Source organism: Streptomyces sp. NPDC005808, assembly GCF_042871385.1.
Taxonomy (GTDB): domain Bacteria; phylum Actinomycetota; class Actinomycetes; order Streptomycetales; family Streptomycetaceae; genus Streptomyces.
The window spans coordinates 1-18,090 of the sequence record NZ_JBIAIK010000024.1; the positions used below are offsets into that span (position 1 = coordinate 1).

Below are 18,090 nucleotides of genomic sequence, written 5' to 3' on the forward strand. Positions count from 1 at the left end.
GATGATGACGGAGTCCTCGAAGGAGAAGGTGATGGCTTCGGCGGCGTGGGCGAACTCCACGTTCTCCTTCAACGCCGCCAACTCCGCACGACTGTTGCGGTCGACGGCCTCGTCGATCCAGAGCAGATCGTGTGCGTCGTCGTTGATGGCGCGGTAGTCGTGCTGCAGCCGGACGCGTGAGGCGCCGTCGTCCAACGGCTCGACGATCCACGTTCCGCCCATGGCGGCGACGGGGTGGGTCGTGACCTCCTGGCGGAAGGTGATGCGCAGCCCCTCCGGGTCCAGCTCTCGGCGGGACGTCCAGTTCTTGGGCTGACCGTTGGCGGTGGCCCAGATCCGGATGCGCTCGTGCGATCCGGAGAAGTCCACCCGCTCCACAAAGATGGTCGGCGGGAAGATCCGCGGCCAGTTGGTGACGTCCGCCAGCAGGCGGTACACGGCCTGCGCGGGCGCGGCGATGGTGATCTCGTGCTCAACCTCGCGGGTTGTCATAGGACGTCCTCTTCGGTCTCGGGCGCGTCGGCGCCCGGGGTGCGGGTGCGGTCAGAAGTTGCCGAGTCCGCCACAGACGTTGATGGCCTGGGCGGTGACGGAGGCGGCGGTGTCGGAGGCCAAGTAGGCGACCATGCCTGCGACTTCCTCCGGAGTGGAGTAGCGGCCGAGCGGGATCTTGGCCCGGAACTTGTCGTGGATGGCTTCCTCGGAGGTGTCGTAGGCGGCGGCGTAGCCCGCCCGCACCCGCTGGGCCATGGGGGTCTCGACATAGCCGGGGCAGACGGCGTTGACCGTGATCCCGGTGGGGGCCAGCTCGTTGCCGAGGGCTTTGGTGAAGCCGACGACTCCGTGCTTGGAGGCGGAGTAGGGGGCGCCCAGCACGACGCCCTGCTTGCCCGCGGTGGAGGCGATGTTGATGATGCGGCCGCGGTCCTTGTGCCGCATGCCGCCCGTGGTGAGGACTTCCCTGGTCAGCCGGAAGACGCTGGTGAGGTTGGTTTCGATGACGTCGGCCCACAACGCGTCGTCGATGTCCGCGGTGACACCGCCACCGGAGCGGCCCGCGTTGTTGACCAGCACGTCGACACCGCCGAAGCGGTCGACCGCGGCCTGCACGAACGCCGTGGCGGAGGCGGCGTCGCGCACGTCGAGTACTTTGCCGTCGGCGTCGATCCCCTCGGCCCGCAGCTCCTTCACGGTCGAGGCGACGTTCTCCGCGTCGCGTGCGCCGATGAAGACCCGGTGTCCCTGGGCTCCCAGTGCCCGCGCGGAGGCGAGCCCGATACCGCTGGTCGCGCCTGAGATCAGAGCGACCGGCTTTTCCTGCAACGACATGATTTCTGCTCCGTAGGTTCCGAGAGTGGATCCGTCCGGTGCCGGGCGGAGAGGGCTTCGCCCGGCACCGGACGGGACAGAACAGGCGGTTCAGGCGGCTTCGGCCACCGCGGACAGGTGCTGGGTGACGGCCGCGATCAGCGCGCGGGGGGTGTCGGCGTCGCCCAACAGCTCCTCGTCCAGGACGATTCCGTACTCGCGCTCGATGCGGCCTCCGGTCTCCAGCAGGGCGAGAGACTCGTAGCCGAGCGCGTCGAACGGGACGTCGAGGATGTCGCCGTCGAGGTCGACGCCCTCGTCGGCACCGGCGGCCTCCAGGAGGATCCGCCGCAGATCGTCGAGGGTGAATTCCTTTGTGGACACGTGTGTCCTTTCGTTGTTCGTGAATCGGTCGGAGCAATGAGGGAGTGAGGGGTGGGCCCCCGTGGCCGGCGCTGTTTCAGCCGGCTACGGGCGAGTCAGGGGCGCGGACCACGACAGCGGAGTTGAAGCCGCCGTGACCACGGGCCAGGACGAGGGCCGTGCGCACCTCCGCGGTGCGCGGACGGTCGACGACCAGGTCGAGCCCGTACGAGCGGTCCGGATCGACATGCACCGTCGGGGGGATGAGGCCTTCCCCGATGGCCAGCAGCGCGGTGGCGACATCCAGCGGCGCCGCACCCGAATAGAGCCGTCCGGTCATCGTCTTGGGCGCGGTGACCGGGACACCCCGTTCACCGAACACGTCCACCAGCGCCTGGGCTTCGATCCGGTCGAGATCCGGTACGCCGGCCGCGTCGGCGAAGACGACGTCGATGTCCTGGGGCCCCACGCCCGCGTCACCGAGGGCCAGTTCGACGGCCTTGCGCAGGCCGGGCTCCCGGCCGCTGCCGGGCGCCGCGTCGAACGTGGCGCCGTACCCGGCGATCTCCCCGTAGACGTGTGCGCCCCGCTCGTGGGCCGAGTCGGCCGACTCCATGATCAGGATGGCGCCGCCCTCGCCGGGCACATAGCCCGACGCCTCGGCGTCGAACGGCAGGAACGCCCGGGTCGGTTCCTCGCTCTCGCTCATGAGCCCGGTGGAGAGTTGCGCCACCCAGCCCCAGGGGCACAGCGAGGCGTCGATGCCACCGGAGACGATCATCCGGGTGCCCTTGCGGATCAGCCGACGCCCCTGGGCCAGCGCGTCCAGGCCGCCCGCCTCGTCGCTCACGACCACTCCGCTCGGTCCCTTGAGCCCGCTGCGGATGGAGATCTGGCCGCTGTTGACGGCGTAGAACCAGGCGAAGGACTGATAGGCGCTGACGTACTGGCTGCCCTGGCTCCACAGTTTCTGCAGTTCGTTCTGGCCGAACTCGAAGCCTCCGGAGGAACTGGCCGTGACCACGCCCATGTCGTACTCGGGCAACTCCCCCGGCTCCAACCCCGCGTCGGCCAGCGCCCAGTCGGCGGCGACGAGCGCGATGCGGGTCATCCGGTCGGTCTGCGGCAGCAGCCGGCTGGGCAGCAGTTCTTCGGCCGCGAAGCCGGGAACCTCGCCGGCGAGGGTCGAGGGATAACCGGAGGCGTCGAAGTGGGTCAGGCGGCCTATGCCGTTCTTGCCGGTACGGGTCGCTGCCCAGTAGTCCTGGGTGCCGAGCCCGTTGGGCGCGGCGATGCCCAGGCCGGTCACCACCACCGAGGTCGTCATGCCACGCTCCTCTCGGGACGCGCCAGCACCATGGCGCTCTGGAATCCGCCGAATCCGCTGCCCACGGTGAGCACCGCGTCGATGAGCTGCTCCCGGGCGGTGAGCGGGGCGTAGTCGAGGTCGCACTCCGGGTCCGGGGTGTGCAGATTCGCGGTCGGCGGTACGACGTTGTTCTCCATCGCGAGGGCGGAGGCGGCGATCTCGATGGAACCGATGGCTCCGAGCGAGTGGCCCACCATCGACTTGATGGAGCTCACCGGGGTCCGGTACGCGTGATCGCCCAGGCTGCGCTTGAACGCGGCGGTCTCATGCCGGTCGTTCTGCTTGGTGCCGGAGCCGTGCGCGTTGACGTAGTCGATCTCGGTCGGGTTCATCCGGGCCTCGTCGAGCGCGACCCGGATCGCCTCGGCCAACTCCTTGCCGTCCTTGCGGAGTCCGGTCATGTGGTACGCGTTGGAGCGCGTCGCGTAGCCCGCTATCTCGGCGTAGATATGGGCGCCGCGGCGCCGGGCGGTGGTGAGTTCCTCCAGGACGAAGACGGCGGCGCCCTCCCCCAGGACGAATCCGTTGCGCGTCCCGTCGAACGGGCGGGAGGCGGCCTCCGGCTTGTCGTACCGGGGAGTGGTCGCCTTGATGGCGTCGAAGCAGGCCATGGTGATCGGCGAGATCGGCGCGTCCGAGGAGCCGGCGATCATGACGTCGACGGAACCTTCGCGGACCAGGTCGACCGCGTGGCCGACCGAGTCGATGCCGGAGGTGCAGCCGGTGGACACGACCGTGCTCGGTCCCTGCGCCCCGACCGCCCAGGCGACCTCGGCGGTGAAGGAGCTGGGGACCAGGTAGTTGTAGAGGTGCGGGACCGCGTACTCGTGGTCGACCACGTGGAGCCGTCCGCCGTCGCTGACGACGTTGTACTCCTCGTCGAGACCCATCGTGGCGCCGACGGCGCTGCCGATCGTGACCCCGACGCGATAGGGGTCGTACGTCTCCAGGTCGATGCCGCTGTCCGCCACGGCACCGCGGGCGGCGACGACGGCGAACTGCGCGGCCCGGTCCATACGCCGGATCTCCTGCGGACTCAGTCCGTGATCCCGCGGGTCGAAGTCGATTTCCGCGGCGACCTTCGAGCGGAAGGGACTCGGGTCGAAGAAGGTGATTCCGCGGGTGGCCGTACGTCCGTCACTGAGCAGATTCCAGAAGCTCTTCGCACCGACACCGCCGGGTGCGAGTACCTCGATGCCCGTGATGACCACGCGTCGCCCGGTCACGCGGACGCCTCCCAGTTGTAGAAGCGCTTCGCCATGGCGTCGGCCGGGGAGCGCCAGGTGGCGGGGTCGTACGCCTCGATGAACGGCTTGAGGTCCTCGCTGATCCGGACGAAACGCTCGTCGTGCCGCGCCCCCTGGATCTGCCGGCCCTGCTGGTCCTCTTCGAAGTCCTGCAGGTGGAAGTACAGACCTCGGTACTCGAAGAGCTGACGCCGCCGCGTACCCATCAGGTGCGGCATTTCTGTTCCGTCGAACTCGCTGAAAAGCTTGGCGACGTCAATGCTGGAACTGGGGTCCATACGGGCAACGATCAGAGTGCTGTGCATGCTCTCCCTCTCCTCACGGACCATGAATTCGAATTCAGTATCCAAGGCGTACAAAGCCTTTTCAACGGTGATTACGTCAGGGCCGTGTCAGGGTTTGCAATAATTCCGCAGCTGAATTCAAGAGAATCCGGCGGAGATTTGTATGTCAGTCTTTGATCTCGCAGATGGCCGCGCCGGAGGAGATGGAGGCGCCGACCTCGGCGGTGAGGCCCTTGATGGTGCCGGCGCGGTGCGCGTTCAGCGGCTGTTCCATCTTCATGGCCTCCAGGACGACGACCAGGTCGCCTTCCTCGACCTGTTGGCCCTCCTCGGCGGCGATCTTGACGATCGTGCCCTGCATCGGGGAGGCCAGGGTGTCGCCGGACGCCGCGGCCGACGACTTCCGGGCGGCCCGCCGTTTCGGCTTGGCACCGGCCGCGAGACCGGTACGGGCGAGGGTCATCCCCAGTGACGCGGGCAAGGAGACCTCCAGCCGCTTCCCACCGACCTCGACCACCACGCGCTCGCGTCCCGGCTCGTCCTCGGTGTCGCTCTCCGTCGGCACGGCGAAAGCCGGGATGTCGTTGACGAACTCGGTCTCGATCCAGCGGGTGTGGACACGGAACGGGTCGCTGGTGAATGCCGGGTCCGCCACCACCGCGCGGTGGAAGGGGAGCGCGGTCGCCATCCCCTCGACGGTGAACTCCGCCAGCGCCCTGGCCGCCCGCTGCAAGGCCTGTTCGCGCGTCGCCCCGGTGACGATCAGCTTCGCCAGCAGCGAGTCCCACGCCGGGCCGATCACACTGCCGGACTCCACCCCCGCGTCGAGACGGACGCCGGGTCCGGACGGCGCCGCGAAGGCGGTCACCGTGCCCGGCGCGGGCAGGAAACCCCTGCCCGGGTCCTCACCGTTGATACGGAACTCCAGCGAGTGCCCCCGAACGGCCGGGTCGTCGTAGCCCAGTTCCTCACCGTCCGCGATCCGGAACATCTCCCGCACCAGGTCGATGCCGGTGACCTCCTCGGAGACCGGGTGCTCGACCTGCAGCCGGGTGTTGACCTCAAGGAAGGAGATAGTGCCGTCCGCGGCGACCAGGAACTCCACCGTCCCGGCACCCACATAGCCGGCCTCCCGCAAGATGGCCTTGGACGCCGCGTACAGCTCGGCGTTCTGCCCCGCGGTCAGAAACGGTGCGGGCGCCTCCTCCACCAGCTTCTGGTGCCGGCGCTGGAGCGAGCAGTCACGCGTGGACACGACCACGACATGGCCGTGGGCGTCGGCCAGGCACTGGGTCTCCACATGCCGCGGCCGGTCGAGGTAGCGCTCGACGAAGCACTCGCCGCGACCGAACGCGGCCACCGCCTCACGCACCGCCGACTCATACAGCTCCGGCACTTCCTCCAGCGTGCGCGCGACCTTCAGACCCCGGCCACCGCCGCCGAACGCCGCCTTGATCGCGACGGGCAGCCCGTGCTCCCGGGCGAACGCCACCACCTCGTCGGCGCCCGACACCGGATCCGGCGTCCCCGCCACCAACGGCGCCCCGGCGCGCTGCGCGATATGACGGGCGGCGACCTTGTCACCCAGATCACGGATCGCCTGCGGCGGCGGCCCGATCCAGGTCAGCCCCGCGTCCAGCACCGCCTGCGCGAAATCGGCGTTCTCCGACAGAAACCCGTACCCCGGATGGACGGCGTCCGCCCCGGAGTCCTTGGCCGCCTGCAACACCTTGGCCATGTCCAGATAGCTGGCCGCCGGAGTGTCACCACCCAGAGCGAACGCCTCGTCGGCCGCCCGGACATGCAACGCGTCCCGGTCCGGATCCGCGTAGACCGCGACCGATCCGATCCCGGCATCTCGACAAGCACGAGCAACGCGGACAGCGATTTCGCCACGATTGGCGATGAGCACCTTGCGCACGATGAACGTCCCCTGACTCTGTCGGAGTAACCAGACTGTTCGCTCTTCGACCATGCGTTCAACAGGCACGGCTACAGAAGTGAGTGCGAATTCGCAGCCAGGAGGCAGATGTGTCGGCGGAAGGAAAGAGAATGTTCAGGCATGCGTCAAACCTGGATAATTAACGGCCTGTTCACAAACGCAGGATGCGGTGGCGGAAGCCACCGCATACGCACGCCGGGCAGCCGGTCAGACCGGCTGAAGATGCTGTCGATACCACTCCCGCGCCGTCGCGAAATCCGCGAGGAAACCCGGGCCCGGAGCGAGGCGCAGGTCGGCCCACAGCCGACTGCTGTCGAACCAGTGGTCGGTGGCCAGCATGTCCAGACCCTGCGATGCCCGTACGTCGCCGGTGACGCACGCCCGCGCTTGGGCGAGCGACAGTTCACCCGACACCGGCGGCGACTCCGCGCAGGTCGCCACCGCGTCCATCAGCAGCGCCGCGGTGACCGGCACCGGGTGCGCGGCGTGATAGACGGCGGCGGTCAGATCACCGGTGGGAGCGAACGCGGCCCCTACCAGCAGACGGGCCAGTTCGGGGGCCGCCACGGCGGACATCCGCGCCTGCCATCCCACGCCCCTGCCCCCCAACGACCGGAGAATCCGCGCCAGTTCGGGGACGACCCAGGTGTCGTTCTCCCCATACACCAGGTGGGGCCGCAGGACGACTCCTCCTGCGGCGAGCACCGCGTCCTCAGCAGCCGCCCGGGTCCGGGAGGTCGGCGATCCAGGGTGCCGGGCGAGCTGTTCGGGTCGGGAGTCGCGGAAGGTGCCGCGCCCGTACACGGAGGCGGTGCTGAGCTGGACGATGCGGGAAACGCCCGCCCGCTGCGCCTCCTGCACCAGTGCGGCGGTCCCCCTGGCATTGACGGCCTCGTTGACGTCGGCGGACCCGCCGATCTGCGCCGCGCAGTGCAGCAGAACGTCAACTCCCTCGCAGATCCCCCGGAGTGACTCCGGTCGGGCGAGGTCGGCCTGGACTACCCGGCTGGAGCGGACCCCGGCCGGACGGCGGTGGGACATCAGCGTCAGAGGTATGCCGCGCCGCTCGGCCTCGCGCACGACATGACCGCCGATGAAGCCGGCGGCGCCTGTGACCATGGTGGTGCGCTCATCGCGCTCCCCCGTGATCTCGCGCTCCCCCGTGATCTCGGGCTCCCCCGTCATCGCGCTCTCCGCCGCCATCGCGCCCTCCCCCGTCATCGCGCTTCACCGACGGCCGGGGCGCAGAACGACAACGGCGGTGAAGACGCTCTCCTCCGCCTGGGTGCCTCGGATCTTCACCCGTATGTCGCCGGACGCGTCCGGCAGGCCGGGGTGCGCCTCGATCCAGCAGGGCGCGTCCAGTTCGGCGTAGCGATGGAAAGTGCTGTCGACGGCGACGACGAGCGTGTACGGCAGACCGGTCGACGCCTGTGCGGCCTGGCGTGCCGCCTCCAGCAACAGCATGCCGGGCACGTGGTCGACCTCGTGATCGAAGAAGATCGCGTGTCCGGTGTCGACGCGGAGTTCCCATCGGTATGCGCGGGGGTCCGCCCCGGTCGCGGAGAGCACCACATGCGCCGCGTCCGTGCGCCCGACCGCCGCGGGGGCGATCGGCTCCCCCAGGGCGCGTTTGGCGATGGGGGGGCGCTCGCCCCGCAGACGTTTGTGCACGGCGGGGCTGGTGCAGCGAAAGGCGGCCGCGGCGGTGCCGAGTGCCACGCCGTCGACCACGACGGTCACGGCGTAACGCATGCTGCTGAGGTTCTTGCCCCGGCGCACCATGTCGCTGCACACCGTGTGCAGTTCGACCTCGGTGGGGGCAGGACCCGCGACGAGCAGTTCCTCGGTGATGGCGAACGACATGTCCCACATGAGGAAGTGGTGGCCGAAGGGCACGTCGAACTCGGCATGGGAGAGCAAGGCCCCGATCTGGCGGACGGACTCGACCAGCAGCATCGGGTCCTGGTAGCCGCCGGCCTGGGAGAAGAGCGAGTGCCCGCGGGGCCACTGGGCCCGGATGACGAAGGCGTCGGGCTGTACGGCGGCGCCGTCGACGGCCGGCTCCCATCCGGTGAGCAGCACTTCGGAGACCGCCGCACGGTGGACGTACTGGCGCGGGACAGTCGTGGTGAAGGGCGGAAAGCCGGTCCAGGGAGTTAAGACGCTGTCGCTGGGAGTCCGCGACGCGGAAACGATGGGCTGCATGAGTGCCACTCCTGATCGTTAAGGCAGGGGTGACCATCCCAGCCGTCGGTTGTCACCCCCGTGACCGACGTTGCGCTCCCAAGATACAGACAGGTCAGTTCGCTATAACAAGTAAAACTTTAGTATCGCGATTCGGGGCACCATGGGGAATTTCGAATTCCGCCCACTCCGGATCCGTGCCGTCCAGGAAACCCGCCGCTGGCAAAGCTACATATATGCAGGTAAGGACCCTCGGCGCGAGGCACTTGCGGCACCCTGGACGGCCGGCCGATGCGGACCAACAAACCGGCCGTGTGGTCCGATTAAGCTTCCCGGAACGATTAATTCCCCGATCTCCCATGAGCCCCACGCGTCACAAAACGCCTGGGAAGATCTGCGCAAAAAAACGATTGTCGCAGCTGAAGGGCTATAACTAGCCGTATACGCCTCTCGCACAGACGTCCGTTGACAATCAGACAAGTCTGTTTCTATCTTCGGCACCGCGAGCATCTAGCCGACCGTGATGCCACTTGCGCCTCAGGAGGAGCTCATGTATCGGTACGCCTCAGACGTACTCGATTTCCGGACAGAGCAGCACCCCCCATCGATCCCCCAGGCTCACGGCCTCAACGTCGAGGCATCGCCGACGACACCAGCTGAACGGCACGTCCTCCGCGTGCTTGTCGTGGAGAACGAGACCCGTGCCGCCGACACCCTTGTCCAGGGTCTTTTGAGACAGGGTTACCACGCCGAGAGCGTAGCGACGGGAGGTCACGCGCTGCAGGCCCACCACCAGGTCGACCTGGTCCTCCTGGACGTCGATCTGCCAGATCTCGACGGGTTGGAGGTCTGTCGCGGGATCCGTGCGGTCAGCGACACCCCGATCATCGCCGTCACCGCGCGCGGCAGCGAACTCGACCGCGTCCTGGGCCTTCAGGCCGGCGCCGACGACTACCTGGTCAAGCCCTACGGGTTCCGCGAACTCCTGGCCAGAATCGAGGCGGTGATGCGGCGCGCGCGGCCTCGCCAAGCGGCCTCGCGAACGATAGACCACGGGCTTTTGCGCATCGACGCCACCACCCGGGAGATCTCGATCGGCGGGCGCTCCATCGAGCTCACCCGCAAGGAGTTCGACCTGTTGCACCTGCTCGCCTCACAGCCCGGAACTGTCATATCCCGACGCCAGTTAATGGCCCAGGTCTGGGACGACACCTGGTCCCACCGGGGCCGGACTATTGACACCCACGTCAGCAGCCTGCGCGGCAAGCTCGGCTCCAGCAGCTGGGTCATCACGGTCCGAGGGGTTGGATTCCGCCTCGGGCACCCCTGATACCAAGGCCGCCATTTACCACACCAAGTCGCTTCCGTCACCTCTGTAACCCGCCATTGCAACGTTCCGGACCAATCATCCCGTTCAATGGATGACTGCTGTTTATTTCTCTGCCCGTTAAAATGCAGACAGGTTGGTTCGGTATTTGGAGGGTAGGGATCAGAGATGGGCAAGCAGGAACGCGGAACACGTTCGAGGCTCTCGATCCTTGAGGCGGCCGCGCGCGTCTTCGACACGCGCGGTTTCGACGGCGCGAGCACGAACGACATCCTTGCCGGTTCCGGACTGACCAGGGGGGCCCTGTACCACCACTTCCCGTCCAAGGAGACCATCGCCGCCGCACTTATCGATGCTCACAGCGACGCGCTGATCGTGCCCGAGCGGGATGTCAAGATCCAATCCATCATCGACCTGACCATGGAGTTCGCCTACCGGCTCCAGCGGGATCCCGTGCTGCGCGCCAGCGTGCGGCTCGCGGTGGAGCAGAGCTCTTTCTCACGCCCGACGATCACTCCGTACGAGCAGTCGAGCGCGGCCGTTCTCGGGCTGTTGGAGCAGGCCCGGGAGCAGGGCGAAATCCTGCCGGGTGTGGACCTGGAGGAGGCGACCTCCGTGATCATAGGCTCGTTCACCGGCATGCAGCTGATGTCACGGATCTACACCGACAGGAGGGACCTACTCGAACGCGTCGCCGCGCTCTGGCGGTTCCTGCTGCCGGGATTCGTCACCCCCGGCCTGATCACCCGCCTGAGCCTGGCCCCTCCGCAGTCGGTCACCGCGCCGTACTCCTGCCCTGAGACATCGATCGAGCTGCGCGAGTCGCAGGAGCGGCTGGGTGCGCACGAAGGGGAGGTATCCGCACCCCATCAGCCGCCGGCTGTGCGTCAAGGGTGACTGGGGTTCGCGGATGACGGGAGTCACCCCCTCGGCACGACCATGTCCGTCAACAGTGCAGCCCCTGGGCCGAGTTCATGCCAGCTGACGCCATGCCAGGCGAGGATCGCGACGGCCGAGGTGGGAAATTTCTTCCGTACGTCCTCCAGTGCGTCGTTGAGGCCATCCGCGGCGAGTTCGAGCACCAGCTCCTCGATGCCGGGGTTGTGCCCGATCAGAAGCAACGTCCTGACCTGGTAAGGGACTTCCCCCACGGCTGCCAGCAACTCCGGTACGTCCGCGCCGTACAGTCGTCCGTCGAGCCGCACGGGGGGCGGGCTCCCCCACTGTGCGGCGGCCAACTCCCAGGTCTGGCGGGCTCGTACAGCGGTGGAGCACAGCGTGAGGTCGGGCAGGCAGCCGGCCTCGGCGAGGGCGCGTCCGGCGGCCGGGGCGTCTCGGTGGCCGCGCGGGGCGAGGGGGCGCTCGTGGTCGGCCACGCCCGTGGGCCAGGCGGACTTGGCGTGTCGCAGGAGGACGAGTCTGCGCAGCGGGCCGGCTCCGGCGCGGGCGATCACCGTACCGTCCCGATGTCGCGGGTGAGTTCGAGCCCGAGGAGACGATCCGCATAGGCGTACGTCTCGAAGCGGGCGCCGTCCGGTACGTCCTCGGCGCTCTCCAGACGCCGCAGCACATCGAGTACGGCGGGTACGTCGAGGTCGTCCTCCCACGCGGCCCGCAGTTCCTGCCGTACGGCTTCGGGGACGGGCTTGGACGGGCGGGTCGCCCAGGTGGCGACCGACTTCCGCCAGCGTGCCAGGGTCTCGCGAGCGCCTTCGAGATCGGCGGCGTCGAGGTCGACGGGCTCCCGGCGCGGGGTCGCGAGCAGGATCATGCGCAGCAGCGTGGGATCGGCGGTGCCGGTGACCGGCGCGACTTCGACCCCGATTCCCTCGGTGACGGTGTCGCCCGCCGCGAGCACATGAAGGGCCGGACCCGCGTCGGTCGTCCCTCCTTCGGCGCGGCGGATGCCGAGCGCGTCGGCGCGCGCCCTCAGATCCACGGACACGTCGCCCACGATGACGGCCGGTGTCCCGCCGATTTCCACCGCCCGGGCGAGCACATCGGCGACCAGCAGCACCCGTAGCGCGGACGTGTCGGTCCCCGAGCCCTCCGACAGATGCACCCGGACACGGGCCAAGCCCCGCCGGGCGCGGACGGCATCGGTGGACTCGCCTGTTCGAACATCGGTGATTCGCAGCACGGGGTGAGCGTAAGCGGGCGGGGCGCCGGACGCAGGGGGTGGGACCGGTTCCGGACAGCGCCGGGCGCGCGGCCGGAGTCCGCGCAGAAGTATCCGTTCACCGGCGGTCGACCCCGGGCTCATCGGGAATCGCCGGGCGTCCTGGGCTGTTGCCCGGCACAGGCGCCCTTCGACGGGAGGGGCGAGGCGTCCGGACAGAGGAGACAGGCCATGTACGGCGACGACGAGACGACTCTCAGGATCCTCCAGGATCTCGGTGAAACCTGGGCCGTCGTGGGCCTCTCCACCAACCGGCGCCGCGCGGCATACGGCGTCGCCGAGGTCCTGCAGCGGCACGGCAAGCGGATCGTGCCGGTCCATCCGAAGGCGGAAACCGTCCTCGGTGAGCAGGGCTACGCCTCGCTCGAGGACATCCCGTTCGGCGTGGACGTCGTGGACGTCTTCGTCAACAGCGGCCTCGCGGGCCCCGTCGCCGACGAGGCTGTACGCATCGGCGCCAAGGCGGTCTGGTTCCAGCTGGACGTCATCGACGAAGGGGCGTTCGACCGGACGCGTGCGGCGGGTGTGGACATGGTCATGGACCGCTGCCCGGCGATCGAGTACGGCAGGATGCGCTGACCCTCAACCGTCCCCCGGCGAGGAGCTCTACGCACGCGGCCTCGAGCAGGCGCGTGGGTGGGGCGCCGAGGTGATCGAGACAGTCGTCCTGGCGTCCAACGAGGACGGCCTGCGGTTCGCCAAGAAGCACGGGTTCGTCGAAATCGAGCGGTACTCGCTGCCTGGAGAGACCGCCCAGTGGATCGACCTGCGCCTGACCTGAGGAGTCAGTGCCCCTGACCGAGGAACCTGGTGACGGCCTCCGTGAAGCGGCGGGGGTCGTCGAGCCACGGGAAGTGACCGGCCCCCGGCAGTACGACCGTCTCCGCCTCGCGGAACAACTCGGCGATCGAGGCGGCCACGCGGGGAAGCGGGCCACTGTCCAGTTCGCCCGCGAGGACCAGGACCCGCGCGTCCCACCCGGCGACGACTGCACGGGCCGCGGCCGGGTCGAAGGCTCCAGGAGACGCGTACAGCTCCGCGGCCTCTTCGTTGGACTGCTCGACGTCGGTCGCGGCGTGCACCCGGGCTGCCGTGTCCCAACGGCCGTAGAAGAACGGGGCGACCGCGTCCCAGTCGGCGTCGGTCCCGGATCCGGCCCAGATCCGTTCGTAGGATTCGTTCGCATCCGCGAACCACGGCTCGGCCTTGCGCAGCGCGGCCGCCTCCCGGCGGTGCTCCTCGGTGAAGTCGACACCCAGGGCGCGTGCGCGGCCGGTGACGAGCGCGAGGGTGCGGACTCGTCCCGGGTGCCGGGCCGCGTAGAGAAGTGCCAGATCGCCACCCGCCGAGTGGGCGAGCAGATCGACGTGCTCCAGGCCGAGGTGCGCGCGAAGGGCCTCCACGTCGGTGACCTGCCGGTCGCAGCGGTACGTCGCCGGGTCGGCCGGAGCGCCGGAGGCGCCGGTGCCCCGCAGGTCGAGCAGGATGAGCCGGCGGTGCCTCGACAGTCCGCCGAGATCGCCGAGACAGGCGGAGGCGCGCATCGGACCACCGGGCAGGCAGAGCAGCGGCTCGCCCTCGCCGATGACGTGATAAGCGAGTTCGGTGCCGTCGGGAGCGGTAAAGGCGGGCATGGCGCCATCCTGATGACCGACCGACGATCATGGCAAGCGCCCCGGTCGGCGCCTGCCCGACCTGGACCGATACGACCGCAAACAGCTCGTCACCTTTACACGGCCATACACGGGCTTTGCCTCAGGTTGGCCGTGTGTACAGATGCGATTGCTTCCATCGAAGAATGGACCACATCACGTTCCTCGTGGCGGTCGTCATCGTCACCGCGCTGGCATTCGACTTCACGAACGGCTTCCATGACACGGCGAACGCGATGGCCACGTCCATCGCCACCGGTGCGCTCAAACCCCGAACGGCGGTCCTGATCAGCGGCGTCCTGAACGTCGTCGGCGCCTTTCTCTCCACCGAGGTCGCCAAGACGATCTCGGGCGGCATCGTCGACGACACTCTGGTCACACCGGGCATGATCTTCGCGGGCCTGATCGGGGCGATTCTGTGGAATCTGCTGACCTGGCTCGTAGGACTTCCGTCCAGTTCCTCGCACGCCCTGTTCGGCGGGCTGATCGGAGCGGTGTGGGTCGGCGCGGGTGAGCACGGTGTGCACTTCGACATGGTGGTGCAGAAGATCCTGATCCCGGCCGTGGCCTCGCCCCTCGTGGCGGGCATCGCCGCGCTGCTGGCCACCTACCTCGCGTACAAGCTCACGGCACGGGCCCGCGAGAAGACGGTGACCAAGGGGTTCCGGCTCGGTCAGATCGCCTCGGCCTCGCTTGTCTCGCTGGCGCACGGCACCAACGACGCGCAGAAGACGATGGGCGTGATCACACTGACGCTGATCTCGGCGGGGGCGCTGGGCCACGACGCCGGTCCTCCCGTGTGGGTGATCGCGTCGGCCGGTCTGGCCATCGGGCTCGGTACCTATCTGGGCGGCTGGCGGATCATCCGCACCATGGGCAAGGGCCTCACCGACATCCAGTCGCCGCAGGGCTTCGCCGCCGAGGCGGCCTCCACGGCCGTGATTCTCACCTCGGCCCACATGGGATTCGCGCTCTCCACCACACAGGTCTGCTCAGGCGGCATCCTCGGCGCCGGTCTGGGCAGGCGCCTGGCCGAGGTCCGCTGGGGCACGGCCGGCCGCATGGTGATCGCCTGGCTGGTCACCCTGCCCGCCGCCGCGCTGGTCGGCGGGGTTTCCGCGAGTGTGGTGACGCACGGCGGGAACTTCGGCACCGTGGTGATCGCCCTCGTCGCCCTGGCCGTCGCCGCGGTCATCGTGATCGCCTCGCGCCGCAACCCGGTGAGCGCCCACAACGTGAACGACGCCAACGAGGTCGCCATCCGCAGCGCGAAGCCGACCGACGTCGGCGCGGCCGCCTAGTCAGGGAGAGTTCTGGACATGAATGTCGACTGGAGCGCACTCGGCGAGGTTGCCGCGGTGAGCACTGGAGTTACCGTCGGAGTGGTCGTCGTCTTCGCACTCGGTGTGCTGGGCCTGGCCCGGATCGAGTCGGCGCGCGAGGGTGACGGCGCCACCGACGCCCGGGGCTTCGCCCAGGCCGGGCTCTGTTTCCTGGCCTGCGCGGCTGTGGTGGCGTACGGGATCTACCTGATCGTGCCGCAGTTCCACTGATACCGGCACTGAAGCCGGGCACAGGGACGGCACACATACCGACATCGACGCACCGGGAGAAGGGAAGGCTGACATGACGCCACTGATGGCGGGGATGCGTGTCGACTACAGCGACCACGACGACCCCGTGCTGATCCGCCCTGACGGCAGCCCGGTCGATACCTGGCGGGAGAACTACCCGTACCCGCAGCGCATGGAGCGCAAGGAGTACGACTGGCACAAGCGTCTCCAGCAGATAGAACTGCTGAAGCTGCAGAGCTGGATAAAGGAGTCCGGGCGACGGCTCGTCATCGTCTTCGAAGGACGGGACGCGGCCGGCAAGGGCGGCACGATCAAGCGTTTCACCGAGCACCTGAATCCGCGTGGCGCACGGGTGGTGGCCCTTGAGAAGCCGACCGAGCGCGAGCGCGGGCAGTGGTACTTCCAGCGGTACGTGGAGCACCTGCCGACCGCGGGCGAGATAGTGATGTTCGACCGTTCCTGGTACAACCGTGCCGGCGTCGAGCGTGTCATGGGCTTCTGCACGGACGACGAGTACCGGCGCTTCATGCGGCAGGCGCCCGCGTTCGAACGGATGCTGGTCGACGACGGCGTGGACCTGATCAAGTTCTGGTTCTCGGTCTCGCAGGGCGAGCAGCGCACCCGTTTCACGATCCGCCAGGTCGACCCCGTACGACAGTGGAAGCTGAGCCCCATGGACCTGGCCTCCCTGGACCGCTGGGACGACTACACCGCCGCCAAGGTCGCCATGTTCCGCGAGACGGACACCGAGCAGGCGCCCTGGACCGTGGTGAAGAGCAACGACAAGAAGCGGGCCCGCGTGGAGGCCATGCGCAGCGTCCTCGCCCGTTTCGACTACACCGGCAAGGACGAGGAGGTCGTCGGCAGCCCCGACCCGAGCGTCGTGGGCGCGGCGGCGAACCTGCTGGAGGAGGGCGAGGACGACACCGCTCACGTCTTCTGACGCACATCCCGGTCCGCCCGCGCCTTCTGGCGCACACGCAGGTCCGCCCCCGCCTTCTGACGCACACACCAGCCCGGTGCCGTGGCGCTCTCAGTCGTGAGCCGGGCGGTCGTTGAGACGGTGGTCGGCGAGGTTCAGCGCCTCGTCGACCACCCGACGCAGGTGGCCGTCGCCGAGTGAGCAGATCACTCGCCTGCCTTCCTTGCGGGTGTTCACCAGCCCGGCGAGACGGAGCCGGGCCGGAGCCGGGCCAAATGCTGACTGACGGCCGGGCGCGCGGCGCCACATGCCTCCGTGAGTGTGCCGACGTCGGCTTCTGCGCCGGTCAGGGCGGGCAGCAGGGCGAGGCGAGTGCGATCACCCAGCAGGGCGAGGAGTTCCGCCGCCAGCGCGACCTGTTCCTCGGCAGGAGTGTCGCCGTCGGGCGACCGTACGACTGACCGACGTCAGGCGACCGGACAACTGACCCGCCGTCAGGCGACGCCGAGCCCCTCCAGCACCACCGCGTTGGGCAGTTCCGCGAAAAGCTTCCCCGGCACCAGGAGCTTTCCGCGTCGCCGCCCGCTCCCCACCAGCACATACGGCAGCTCGACGACCGCCGAGTCCACCAACACCGGCCAGTCGCCGGGAAGTCCGACGGGTGTGATGCCGCCGTACTCCATGCCGGTCTCCCCGGTCGCGATGTCCATCGGGGCGAACGATGCCTTGCGGGCGCCGAGTTGGCGGCGGACCGCGCCGTTGACGTCGACGCGGGTCGCGGAGAGGACGACACACGCGGCGAGTGTGGTCTCGCCGCCGCGCTTGCCCGCGACGACCACGCAGTTGGCGGACTGATCGAGCAGTTCCTTGCCGTAGTGCTCGAGGAAGGTCGCGGTGTCGGCCCAGTCGGGGTCCGTGTCGACGTACAGAATCTGGTCGGCGGGGATGCCACCGCGCCAGTCGCGTACGGCGTCGGCGACCGGGCGGGTGAGTTCGCCGAGGCAGGCGGGGGCGGGCATGGTGTGGTCGAAGTGTCCGATCGGTGCGCGCATGACGGCACGCTAACAGCCGCGCGCGAACCCTCCGTCAGGTGTCCCTGTGCACGCCCGGCACCGACACCGTCATGATCATTTCCACCGGTGCGTCACTGTCGTTGCCGTACGCGTGTGGGGTGTTGGCCTCGAAGGAGGCGCTGGCGCCCGCAGGCACACGGTGCTCGACGCCGTCGACCGTGAGGGTCAGCTCGCCCGCCGTGACGTGGAGGAGTTCGACCGTGCCGGTGGGGTGCGGGTCCGAGGGGCTGCCCTCGCCGGGCATCAGCCGCCAGTCCCACATCTCCAGCGGTCCCGGCGCCTCGGCGCCCGCGAGGAGCCGGTTGTAACTGCCGGCGTCGGTGTGCCACAGCCGTACGGCCTGGTCGGCCGGGACGATCCGGACCTTGGGGCCCTGCTCGTAGTCGAGGAGAGTCGTGATGCTGATGCCGAGCGCGTCACCGATCTTGACGACGGTGCCGAGGCTGGGGTTGGTCCTGGCCTGCTCGATCTGGATGAGCATGCCGCGGCTGACTCCGGCGCGGGCGGCGAGCGCGTCGAGCGTGAAGCCGCGCTCGGTGCGCCAGCGCTTGACGTTGCGCGCCAGGGACTGGGTCAGCAGGTCGAGATCCGACACATTCCGTCCAATATTCTGAATGACAGAGTTCAATTCACTGAACTATGGTGTGGTGCACCAGATTGTTC

The 18,090-nt window shown here is 68.7% G+C and carries 20 protein-coding genes and 2 pseudogenes; 7 read left to right on the top strand and 15 right to left on the bottom strand.

All coding sequences use genetic code 11. From position 1 onward, the window contains the following. The 9 genes from ACFYPC_RS34600 to ACFYPC_RS34640 all read right to left on the bottom strand — a co-directional run. The coding region (locus ACFYPC_RS34600; protein ID WP_391891159.1) for an aromatase/cyclase at window positions 1-492 on the bottom strand (492 nt) is incomplete at its 3' end. 51 nt (window positions 493-543) lie between these two features. Further along, window positions 544-1,329: a 3-oxoacyl-ACP reductase FabG gene (fabG, locus tag ACFYPC_RS34605; RefSeq protein WP_391891161.1), complete on the bottom strand. Its 786-nt coding sequence runs from the start codon at window positions 1,327-1,329 to the stop codon at window positions 544-546. A 90-nt stretch (window positions 1,330-1,419) separates the two neighbouring features. Beyond that, window positions 1,420-1,692, bottom strand: a complete 273-nt coding sequence (locus tag ACFYPC_RS34610; RefSeq protein ID WP_391891163.1) for an acyl carrier protein — start codon at window positions 1,690-1,692, stop codon at window positions 1,420-1,422. A gap of 76 nt (window positions 1,693-1,768) precedes the next feature. Further along, entirely contained in the window at window positions 1,769-2,998 is a 1,230-nt protein-coding gene (locus ACFYPC_RS34615; RefSeq protein ID WP_391891165.1) for a ketosynthase chain-length factor, read from the bottom strand. Then, on the bottom strand, window positions 2,995-4,266 hold the full coding sequence (locus ACFYPC_RS34620) for a beta-ketoacyl-[acyl-carrier-protein] synthase family protein (protein ID WP_391891167.1): 1,272 nt from the start codon (window positions 4,264-4,266) through the stop codon (window positions 2,995-2,997). The genes ACFYPC_RS34615 and ACFYPC_RS34620 overlap by 4 nt, the downstream gene beginning before the upstream one ends. Continuing rightward, window positions 4,263-4,592 carry a TcmI family type II polyketide cyclase gene (locus ACFYPC_RS34625; protein ID WP_391891169.1) on the bottom strand — a complete coding sequence of 110 codons (330 nt, stop codon included), beginning with the start codon at window positions 4,590-4,592 and terminating at the stop codon, window positions 4,263-4,265. Before ACFYPC_RS34625 ends, ACFYPC_RS34620 begins: the two co-directional genes overlap by 4 nt. Window positions 4,593-4,737: 145 nt before the next feature. Beyond that, window positions 4,738-6,492 carry an acetyl/propionyl/methylcrotonyl-CoA carboxylase subunit alpha gene (locus ACFYPC_RS34630; protein ID WP_391891170.1) on the bottom strand — a complete coding sequence of 585 codons (1,755 nt, stop codon included), beginning with the start codon at window positions 6,490-6,492 and terminating at the stop codon, window positions 4,738-4,740. Between the two features lie 228 nt (window positions 6,493-6,720). Next, window positions 6,721-7,716, bottom strand: a complete 996-nt coding sequence (locus ACFYPC_RS34635) for an NAD-dependent epimerase/dehydratase family protein (RefSeq protein WP_391891172.1) — start codon at window positions 7,714-7,716, stop codon at window positions 6,721-6,723. A gap of 24 nt (window positions 7,717-7,740) precedes the next feature. Beyond that, on the bottom strand, window positions 7,741-8,721 hold the full coding sequence (locus tag ACFYPC_RS34640) for a ScbA/BarX family gamma-butyrolactone biosynthesis protein (RefSeq protein WP_391891174.1): 981 nt from the start codon (window positions 8,719-8,721) through the stop codon (window positions 7,741-7,743). A gap of 529 nt (window positions 8,722-9,250) precedes the next feature. Here ACFYPC_RS34640 and ACFYPC_RS34645 point away from each other — a divergent pair. Then, entirely contained in the window at window positions 9,251-10,030 is a 780-nt protein-coding gene (locus ACFYPC_RS34645; protein ID WP_391891176.1) for a response regulator transcription factor, read from the top strand. Window positions 10,031-10,195: 165 nt separating this feature from the next. Beyond that, a complete protein-coding gene (locus ACFYPC_RS34650) occupies window positions 10,196-10,924 on the top strand; it encodes a ScbR family autoregulator-binding transcription factor (protein ID WP_391891178.1) in 729 nt (242 codons plus the stop codon). 23 nt (window positions 10,925-10,947) lie between these two features. Here ACFYPC_RS34650 and ACFYPC_RS34655 read toward each other — a convergent pair whose 3' ends face one another. Together ACFYPC_RS34655 and ACFYPC_RS34660 are read right to left on the bottom strand one after the other, a co-directional pair. Continuing rightward, window positions 10,948-11,481, bottom strand: coding sequence for a SixA phosphatase family protein (locus ACFYPC_RS34655; protein ID WP_391891180.1), 534 nt, complete (start codon window positions 11,479-11,481; stop codon window positions 10,948-10,950). Next, window positions 11,478-12,167: a hypothetical protein gene (locus tag ACFYPC_RS34660; protein WP_391891182.1), complete on the bottom strand. Its 690-nt coding sequence runs from the start codon at window positions 12,165-12,167 to the stop codon at window positions 11,478-11,480. Before ACFYPC_RS34660 ends, ACFYPC_RS34655 begins: the two co-directional genes overlap by 4 nt. Window positions 12,168-12,377: 210 nt before the next feature. Here ACFYPC_RS34660 and ACFYPC_RS34665 point away from each other — a divergent pair, with 210 nt between their 5' ends. Beyond that, the gene (locus ACFYPC_RS34665) at window positions 12,378-12,785 is read left to right on the top strand and encodes a CoA-binding protein (protein WP_391891183.1); all 408 of its coding nucleotides are present in this window, start codon (window positions 12,378-12,380) and stop codon (window positions 12,783-12,785) included. 16 nt (window positions 12,786-12,801) lie between these two features. Continuing rightward, window positions 12,802-12,987 (top strand): annotated as a pseudogene (locus tag ACFYPC_RS34670) (GNAT family N-acetyltransferase); the annotation flags it as partial. Window positions 12,988-12,991: 4 nt separating this feature from the next. On the opposite strand, the gene ACFYPC_RS34675 reads toward ACFYPC_RS34670, so the two are convergent. Next, a complete protein-coding gene (locus ACFYPC_RS34675; RefSeq protein ID WP_391891184.1) occupies window positions 12,992-13,840 on the bottom strand; it encodes an alpha/beta fold hydrolase in 849 nt (282 codons plus the stop codon). A 164-nt stretch (window positions 13,841-14,004) separates the two neighbouring features. Here ACFYPC_RS34675 and ACFYPC_RS34680 point away from each other — a divergent pair, with 164 nt between their 5' ends. From ACFYPC_RS34680 to ppk2, 3 genes are all read left to right on the top strand, one after another. Next, window positions 14,005-15,159: an anion permease gene (locus ACFYPC_RS34680; RefSeq protein ID WP_391891185.1), complete on the top strand. Its 1,155-nt coding sequence runs from the start codon at window positions 14,005-14,007 to the stop codon at window positions 15,157-15,159. Window positions 15,160-15,177: 18 nt separating this feature from the next. Further along, window positions 15,178-15,411, top strand: a complete 234-nt coding sequence (locus ACFYPC_RS34685; RefSeq protein ID WP_391891187.1) for a hypothetical protein — start codon at window positions 15,178-15,180, stop codon at window positions 15,409-15,411. 73 nt (window positions 15,412-15,484) lie between these two features. Further along, window positions 15,485-16,375 carry a polyphosphate kinase 2 gene (gene ppk2, locus ACFYPC_RS34690; RefSeq protein ID WP_391891188.1) on the top strand — a complete coding sequence of 297 codons (891 nt, stop codon included), beginning with the start codon at window positions 15,485-15,487 and terminating at the stop codon, window positions 16,373-16,375. Between the two features lie 90 nt (window positions 16,376-16,465). Here the strand turns inward: ppk2 and ACFYPC_RS34695 are convergent. From ACFYPC_RS34695 to ACFYPC_RS34705, 3 genes and pseudogenes are all read right to left on the bottom strand, one after another. Beyond that, window positions 16,466-16,764: pseudogene (locus ACFYPC_RS34695) on the bottom strand (ArsR/SmtB family transcription factor). Between the two features lie 84 nt (window positions 16,765-16,848). Next, window positions 16,849-17,406 (bottom strand): YbaK/EbsC family protein, encoded by a 558-nt coding sequence (locus tag ACFYPC_RS34700; RefSeq protein WP_391891190.1) that lies wholly within the window; start codon window positions 17,404-17,406, stop codon window positions 16,849-16,851. A gap of 34 nt (window positions 17,407-17,440) precedes the next feature. Next, entirely contained in the window at window positions 17,441-18,022 is a 582-nt protein-coding gene (locus tag ACFYPC_RS34705; RefSeq protein WP_391891192.1) for a helix-turn-helix domain-containing protein, read from the bottom strand. Window positions 18,023-18,090: the final 68 nt, after the last annotated feature.

Bases quoted from the DNA above. Each gene is read 5' to 3' on its own strand.
- fabG (WP_391891161.1), bottom strand. From the start codon at position 1,329: ATGTCGTTGCAGGAAAAGCCGGTCGCTCTGATCTCAGGCGCGACCAGC.
- ACFYPC_RS34615 (WP_391891165.1), bottom strand. From the start codon at position 2,998: ATGACGACCTCGGTGGTGGTGACCGGCCTGGGCATCGCCGCGCCCAAC.
- ACFYPC_RS34625 (WP_391891169.1), bottom strand. From the start codon at position 4,592: ATGCACAGCACTCTGATCGTTGCCCGTATGGACCCCAGTTCCAGCATT.
- ACFYPC_RS34635 (WP_391891172.1), bottom strand. From the start codon at position 7,716: ATGGCGGCGGAGAGCGCGATGACGGGGGAGCCCGAGATCACGGGGGAG.
- ACFYPC_RS34640 (WP_391891174.1), bottom strand. From the start codon at position 8,721: ATGCAGCCCATCGTTTCCGCGTCGCGGACTCCCAGCGACAGCGTCTTA.
- ACFYPC_RS34645 (WP_391891176.1), top strand. From the start codon at position 9,251: ATGTATCGGTACGCCTCAGACGTACTCGATTTCCGGACAGAGCAGCAC.
- ACFYPC_RS34650 (WP_391891178.1), top strand. From the start codon at position 10,196: ATGGGCAAGCAGGAACGCGGAACACGTTCGAGGCTCTCGATCCTTGAG.
- ACFYPC_RS34665 (WP_391891183.1), top strand. From the start codon at position 12,378: ATGTACGGCGACGACGAGACGACTCTCAGGATCCTCCAGGATCTCGGT.
- ACFYPC_RS34675 (WP_391891184.1), bottom strand. From the start codon at position 13,840: ATGCCCGCCTTTACCGCTCCCGACGGCACCGAACTCGCTTATCACGTC.
- ACFYPC_RS34680 (WP_391891185.1), top strand. From the start codon at position 14,005: ATGGACCACATCACGTTCCTCGTGGCGGTCGTCATCGTCACCGCGCTG.
- ACFYPC_RS34685 (WP_391891187.1), top strand. From the start codon at position 15,178: ATGAATGTCGACTGGAGCGCACTCGGCGAGGTTGCCGCGGTGAGCACT.
- ppk2 (WP_391891188.1), top strand. From the start codon at position 15,485: ATGACGCCACTGATGGCGGGGATGCGTGTCGACTACAGCGACCACGAC.
- ACFYPC_RS34700 (WP_391891190.1), bottom strand. From the start codon at position 17,406: ATGCGCGCACCGATCGGACACTTCGACCACACCATGCCCGCCCCCGCC.